The organism is Micromonospora sp. 4G55, from assembly GCF_016803375.1.
On record NZ_JAEVHN010000337.1, the window covers coordinates 1 to 6,594 of the forward strand.

General features: G+C 72.5%; 4 protein-coding genes and 3 pseudogenes. 5 read left to right on the forward strand and 2 right to left on the reverse strand.

Going from position 1 to position 6,594, the window contains the following annotated elements; translation table 11 throughout:
- A pseudogene (locus JNW89_RS23375) lies at nucleotides 1–757 on the forward strand (endonuclease/exonuclease/phosphatase family protein); the annotation flags it as partial.
- Nucleotides 758–810: 53 nt separating this feature from the next.
- Here the strand turns inward: JNW89_RS23375 and cimA are convergent.
- Nucleotides 811–2,394, reverse strand: coding sequence for a citramalate synthase (gene cimA / locus JNW89_RS23380; RefSeq protein WP_238450506.1), 1,584 nt, complete (start codon nucleotides 2,392–2,394; stop codon nucleotides 811–813).
- Between the two features lie 367 nt (nucleotides 2,395–2,761).
- On the opposite strand from cimA, the gene JNW89_RS23385 reads away from it, so the two are divergent.
- From JNW89_RS23385 to JNW89_RS23400, 4 genes and pseudogenes are all read left to right on the forward strand, one after another.
- Nucleotides 2,762–3,322, forward strand: coding sequence for a peroxiredoxin (locus JNW89_RS23385; RefSeq protein WP_238450507.1), 561 nt, complete (start codon nucleotides 2,762–2,764; stop codon nucleotides 3,320–3,322).
- 1 nt (nucleotide 3,323) lies between these two features.
- Nucleotides 3,324–3,713, forward strand: a pseudogene (locus JNW89_RS23390) (alkyl hydroperoxide reductase); the annotation flags it as partial.
- A 231-nt stretch (nucleotides 3,714–3,944) separates the two neighbouring features.
- Complete coding sequence (locus JNW89_RS23395; RefSeq protein WP_238450509.1) at nucleotides 3,945–4,403, forward strand: PRC-barrel domain-containing protein; 459 nt, start codon at nucleotides 3,945–3,947, stop codon at nucleotides 4,401–4,403.
- A gap of 67 nt (nucleotides 4,404–4,470) precedes the next feature.
- Nucleotides 4,471–5,198 (forward strand): annotated as a pseudogene (locus JNW89_RS23400) (tyrosine-protein phosphatase).
- 69 nt (nucleotides 5,199–5,267) lie between these two features.
- On the opposite strand, the gene JNW89_RS23405 reads toward JNW89_RS23400, so the two are convergent.
- Nucleotides 5,268–6,365, reverse strand: coding sequence for a branched-chain amino acid aminotransferase (locus JNW89_RS23405; RefSeq protein WP_238450508.1), 1,098 nt, complete (start codon nucleotides 6,363–6,365; stop codon nucleotides 5,268–5,270).
- Between the last annotated feature and the right edge of the window lie 229 nt (nucleotides 6,366–6,594).

Sequence of the window (6,594 nt, forward strand, 5' to 3'; positions counted from 1 at the left end):
CGGCGGTGGTGGCGCTGGCGCTGCTCGGCGCGTGGTCCCCCGGGCGGTCGCGCCGACCAGCCGGCGGCCGGCGGGCCGGTGCTGCGGGTGCTCACCGCCAACCTGCTCAAGGGCGGTGCCGACGCGCGGACGGTGGTGGAGCTGGTGCGCCGGCACCGGGTCGATCTGCTGGCCGTGCAGGAGTTCACCCCCGAGGCCCGCGACGCGCTCGACCGGCAGGGCCTGGCCAGGCTGCTGCCCCACCGGCAGCTCAACCCGGAGGTCGGCACCACCGGCTCCGCCCTCTACTCGCGGCTCCCGCTCGCCGAGGGTGGCTTCCGGCGCAACGCCGGCTTCCAGTTCACCCAGGCGTACGCCGTCGTGGCGGTGCCGGGGCGCCCCGGTGCGGGTCGAGTCGGCGCACCCAGCCGCGCCGTACGCGGTCGCCGCGGTCGACGAGTGGTTCACCGACCTGCGGGCGCAGCCCCCGGCCACCCCGGACGGGCCGCTGCGCATCCTCGCCGGCGACTTCAACGCCACCCTCGACCACGCCCCGCTGCGCGCGCTGCTGGCTACCGGGTACGTCGACGCGGCCGACGCCGCCGGGGCGGGGCTCACCGGCACCTGGGGCCCGTACGACGGCGACCTCATCCCGCCGGTCACCATCGACCACGTGCTGGTCGACCGGCGGATCGCCGTCCGGTCCGTCGCCGTGCACCCGGTGCCCGCCAGCGACCACCGCGCGGTGCTGGCCGAGCTGCGCCTGCCGGCGGCCTGACCCCGGCGGCCCCGACCCGGCCCGGGCGCCGCACGACGTGACCGGAGCGGGGCTCAGACCCGGGCGCGGTCCAGGCCGTAGGTGAGCGCGTCGACCAGGGCGTGCCAGCTCGCCTCGACCACGTTGGGGTGCACGCCGACGGTGGTCCAGTCGCGGCCGCTGCCGTCGGCGGTCTCCACCAGCACCCGGGTCACCGCGCCGGTGCCGTGGCTGCCCTCCAGGATGCGCACCTTGTAGTCGGCCAGCTCGAAGTCGCGCAGCTCCGGGTAGTGCCGGGACAGGCCGACCCGCAGCGCCTCGTCGAGGGCGTTGATCGGGCCGTTCCCCTCGGCGGTGGCGATCACCCGCTCGCCGCGTACCCGGATCTTCACGGTCGCCTCGGAGACCACCGCGCCGTCCTCGCGGTGCTCGACCAGCACCCGGTAGGACTCCAGCGCGAACGGCCGGGGCAGCGCGGCGTCCGGCAGCTCCGAGCGGACCAGCAGCTCGAACGACGCGTCGGCCGCCTCGAACGACCAGCCGCCCGCCTCCAGCTCCTTGACCCGGCTGGTGACCTTCGACAGCGCCTCCGGATGGCCGGCCAGGTCCAGGCCCAGCTCGCGGCTCTTGAGCTCGACGCTGGCCCGGCCGGCCATCTCGGTCACCAGGATCCGCATGTCGTTGCCCACCACCGACGGGTCCACGTGGTTGTAGAGCAACGGGTCGACCTTGATCGCGCTCGCGTGCAGCCCGGCCTTGTGGGCGAAGGCGGCGGCCCCGGCGTACGCCTGGTGGGTGTCGGGGGCGATGTTGGCGATCTCGGCGATGGCGTGCGCGACCCGCACCATCTGTTCCAGGCAGCCGTCGGGTAGGACGGGCAGCCCGAGCTTGAGCTGAAGGTTGGCGACGACCGCGAAGATGTCGGCGTTGCCGGGGCGTTCGCCGTACCCGTTGGCGGTGCCCTGGACGTGGCGGACCCCGGCCTCGACGGCGGCGACGGTGTTGGCCACCGCGCAGGCGGTGTCGTTCTGGGCGTGCATGCCGAACAGCTCCGGGGCGATGCCGGTGCGCGCGGTCAGGTCGGCGATCGCGGCGCTCACCATGGACGGCAGCATCCCGCCGTTGGTGTCGCAGAGCACGAACCGCTCGGCGCCGGCGGCGAGCGCCGTCTCCACCACCGCCACGCCGTACGCCGGGTCGTGCCGGTAGCCGTCGAAGAAGTGCTCGCCGTCGACGAAGACCCGCCGGCCCTCGGCGACCAGGTGGGCGACGGTGTCCCGGATCATCGCCAGGTTCTCCGGACCGGTGGTGCGCAGGGCCCGCTCGACGTGGCGGAGGTCGGCCTTGGCGACCAGGGCCACCGCCGGGGTCTCGGCGTCCAGCAGCCCGCGCACCTGCGGGTCGGCCGCCACCGGCACCCCGGCCCGGCGGGTGGCGCCGAAGGCGACCAGGACGGCGTGCCGCAGGTCCAGCTCGGTCCGCGCCCGGCGGAAGAACTCGGTGTCCTTCGGCACCGCGCCCGGCCACCCGCCCTCGATGAAGCCCACCCCGAACTCGTCGAGCAGCCGCGCCACGGCCAGCTTGTCGACCACCGAGTAGCTGAGCCCCTCACGCTGGGCACCGTCGCGCAGCGTCGTGTCGTACACCTGGAACGTCATGGGAGTGCCTTCCTCACGGACCTCGGGCGGGGGAGCAACAAAAAGACCCCCCGCGGATGCGGGAGGTCTGCGCGCTCGGCGGAGGGGAAGCCGGCGCGCTAGCTGCCAATAATCAGGACGGTGCTGGTCACGATCGCCACTCTGCCACCCCACCCCCGGTTTTGGGAGGAACAATCCACATCTCGGGACGGTGACTCAGGGTGGCCGGCACCTGATCAATCACCACGACCGGGGCGGAACGCACCGCTCGTGATCGACTTCACAAGTCACCCGGCCGCCACCAGGCGCGAACGACGCTGAGGAAGTATCTGGAACTGATCCAGTTACCGGCCCCGCGCCGTTGACAACCGCTTGCCAAGGAGAACCCGTGCTCACTGTCGGTGACCGCTTCCCTGAGTACGAACTCACCGCCTGCGTCTCGCTGGACGCCGACAAGGCGTTCGAGACCATCAACCACAAGTCCTACGAGGGCAAGTGGCGGGTGGTCTTCTTCTGGCCGAAGGACTTCACCTTCATCTGCCCGACGGAGATCGCCGAGTTCGGCCGCCTCAACGGCGAGTTCGCCGACCGCGACGCCCAGGTGCTCGGCGTCTCGGTGGACAACGAGTTCGTCCACTACGCCTGGCGCAAGGACCACCCGGACCTGCGTGAGCTGCCCTTCCCGATGCTCAGCGACATCAAGCGCGAGCTGACCGCCGACTGCGGCGTGCTCGGCGAGGACGGCGTGGCGCAGCGGGCCACCTTCATCGTCGACCCGGACAACGAGATCCAGTTCGCCATGGTCACCGCCGGCTCCGTCGGCCGCAACGTCTCCGAGGTGCTGCGGGTGCTCGACGCCCTGCAGACCGACGAGCTGTGCCCGTGCAACTGGAACAAGGGCGGCGAGACCCTCGACGCCAACGCGCTGCTCGCCGGCGCCGGTGCCTGAGATGGGTCTGGACGCGGTCAAGGCGGCTCTGCCCGAGTACGCCAAGGACATCAAGCTCAACCTCGGCTCGACCGTCGGCACCTCGACCCTCAAGCCGGAACAGGCCTGGGGCACCGCCCTGGCCTGCGCGGTCGCGGCGCGTAACCCGGTCGTGCTGAAGGAGATCGCCGACGAGGCGACCGCCCATCTCACGCCGGAGGCGATCGAGGCCGCCAAGGGCGCCGCCACCATCATGGCGATGAACAACGTCTACTACCGGGCCAAGCACCTGATCGGCGACGACCAGTACGCCTCGATGCCGGCCCGGCTGCGGATGCAGATCATCGCCCGGCCAGGCGTGGACAAGGGCGACTTCGAGCTGTGGTGCCTCGCCGTCTCGGCGATCACCGGCTGCGGCGTCTGCCTGGAGTCGCACGAGAAGGCGCTGCGGGGCGCGGGTTCACCCGGGAGCAGGTGCATGAGGGGCTGCGCATCGCCGCCGTCGTGCACGCCGCCGCGGTGGCCCTCGACGCGCAGGCCGCGCTGGCCTGAGGCCGGTCGGTGTATCGATCTCCACAACCGGGTAGGTAGGGATCCGACAGGCAAATCCCCCGAGAAAGTCGAGAAAGGGAGTGTTGACGCCATGGAGCGGCTCGACCCTCGAACGACCCACGGGACGCCGGATCCGCTGACCCAGGGTGGTCAGGGCGCCTTCGCGGGCGGCGCGCCCGCCGGGCGTTTCGATCCGTGGAGCTACCGGGACGACGCCGGGGTGACCGGTGTCGACCTGGTCGGCTACAAGGTGGAGGCGAGTGACGGCGGTATCGGCAAGGTGGACCGGGCCAGCCACGAGGTGAGTTCCAGTTACCTCGTGGTGGACACCGGGCCGTGGATCTTCGGCAAGAAGGTCATGCTGCCGGCCGGCACCGTCAACCACGTCGACCACGACGAGCGGAAGGTCTACGTCGACCGGAGCAAGGACCAGATCAAGGCCGCGCCCGAGTACGACGAGACGACCGACACGGACCCGGCGTACCGGGACAAGCTCGGCGGTTACTACGACGACACCTACTCGTCGATCCCGCCGGGTACGGCCCGGTAACGGAGGCACCTGCAACCAGCGGCCGGCGGGGCACATCGTGGCCCCGCCGGCCGTTACCGTGTCAGGGGTGGACGCCCCGGAGACCCCCTTCCCCGCGCTGTTCAACTTCCGCGACGTCGGCGGCTACCGCAACCGGGACGGGCGCACCGTCCGGCACCGCCGGCTCTACCGCTCCGACTCGCTGCACCGGATCGACGAGACCGACCGGGCCGCGTTCACCGCGCTCGGCATCCGCACCGTCATCGACCTGCGCCGTCCCACCGAGGTGGCGCGGGACGGCCGGGTGCCGGCCTACGACGGCCTCACCTACCGGCACATCCACCCGGAGCACCAGGACTGGGCCGAGCGGATGTACCAGCCCGGCACCAGCCTGGCCCGCTACCTCGCCGACCGGTACGCCGACTTGGCCCGCACCGGCACCGCCGGGCTGGCGAGGCGGTCGGGCTGATCGCCGACAGCGCGACCGCGCCGGTGGTGGTGCACTGCGTCGCCGGCAAGGACCGCACCGGCATCGTCTGCGGGCTCACCCTGGCCGTGCTCGGCGTGCCCGACGAGGACGTCGCCGCCGACTACGCGCTCAGCACCGCCGCGTCCGAGCGGTTCAGCGCCTGGGTCCGGGCCACCGTGCCGGACGCCGACGAGCCACCGCCGCCGTTCCTCGCCTCCCCCGCCGAGGCGATGATTCTCTTCCTCAGCGAGCTACGCGAGGGCTACGGCTCGGCCGAGGGCTACCTGCGCCACGCCGGAGTCACGGACGACCAGCTCACCGCCCTCCGGGACCACCTGCTGGACTGACCCGGACGGAAGCGCGCACGCCGGCGCCGTCGAGGACGGGGCCGGCCGTGCGGAGGAGCGAATGGACGGTCAGAGGACGCGCTGCACCCAGCCGTGCGGGTCCTCGGCCTCGCCGCGCTGGATCGACACCAGCTGCTCGCGCAGCGCCATGGTGGACCGGCCCGGCTCGCCCCCGCCGATGAGGAACTCCCCGTCGGGGAAGCGCACCCGGCCGATCGGGGTGATCACCGCGGCGGTGCCGCAGGCGAAGACCTCACGCAGCCGGCCGCTGGCGGCGTCCGCCTGCCAGTCGGCGAAGCTGACCGGCCGCTCCTCGACCCGGTGCCCGGCCGCGGCGGCCAGGGTCAGCACCGCGTCGCGGGTGATGCCGGGCAGGATCGTGCCGGTCAGCGGCGGGGTGACCAGGGTGTTGTCGTCGTAGACGAAGAAGACGTTCATGCCGCCCAGCTCGTCGACGAACCGACGCTCCACCGCGTCGAGGAAGACCACCTGGTCGCAGCCGGCCTCGATCGCCTCGGCCTGGGCCGCCAGCGAGGCGGCGTAGTTGCCGCCGCACTTCGCCGCGCCGGTGCCACCGGGCGCCGCGCGGGTGTAGTCCGGGGAGACCCAGACGGTGACCGGCTTGACTCCGCCGGCGAAGTACGCCCCGGCCGGCGAGGCGATCACGCAGTAGAGGTACTCGTTGGCCGGGCGGACACCGAGGAAGACCTCGCTGGCGAACATGAAGGGCCGCAGGTAGAGGCTGGCGTCCGGCCCGTCCGGGATCCACTCCCGGTCGATCTCGACCAGCCGGTGCAGCGACTCGACGAACGTCTCCGCCGGCAGCTCCGGCATGGCCAGCCGCTGGGCGGAGGCGATGAACCGGTTGGCGTTGGCCTCGGGGCGGAACATGGTGACCGCACCGTCCGCCGTCCGGTACGCCTTGAGCCCCTCGAAGATCTCCTGCGCGTAGTGCAGCACGGCGCTGGCCGGATCCATCGGGATCGGCGCACGCGCCTCGACCCTGGCGTCGTACCAGCCCTTGCCCTCGGCGTAGCGGATGGTGACCATGTGGTCGGTGAAGACCCGGCCGAAGCCCGGGTTGGCCAGCAGGGCGGCCCGGTCGGCGGCGGATACCGGTGCGGGATTCGGACGGATCTCGAAATCGAGCTTGTCACCACCGCTCATCGCGCTGACCTCCCTGCGGGTCGACGGCGTGCGGGACCGCACACCGAATCACTGGTGCCAGAAACTTACCCCGAACGGTCGTTCAGCGGATAGCTCCGCCCCGGCGGATCGAACGCCCCGAATGGGGCGCCGCGGGGGCGTGCGGAGCGGCGACGACGGCGGGGCCGAGAAGGCCCGGCCCCGGGTCCGGCGGACCCGGGCGGCGGACCGGTGGAGCGTGCCGGCGGCC

Excerpts from the sequence above, each read along its gene's own strand:
- JNW89_RS23405 (WP_238450508.1), bottom strand. The coding sequence starts at position 6,365 with ATGAGCGGTGGTGACAAGCTCGATTTCGAGATCCGTCCGAATCCCGCA.
- cimA (WP_238450506.1), bottom strand. The coding sequence starts at position 2,394 with ATGACGTTCCAGGTGTACGACACGACGCTGCGCGACGGTGCCCAGCGT.
- JNW89_RS23395 (WP_238450509.1), top strand. The coding sequence starts at position 3,945 with ATGGAGCGGCTCGACCCTCGAACGACCCACGGGACGCCGGATCCGCTG.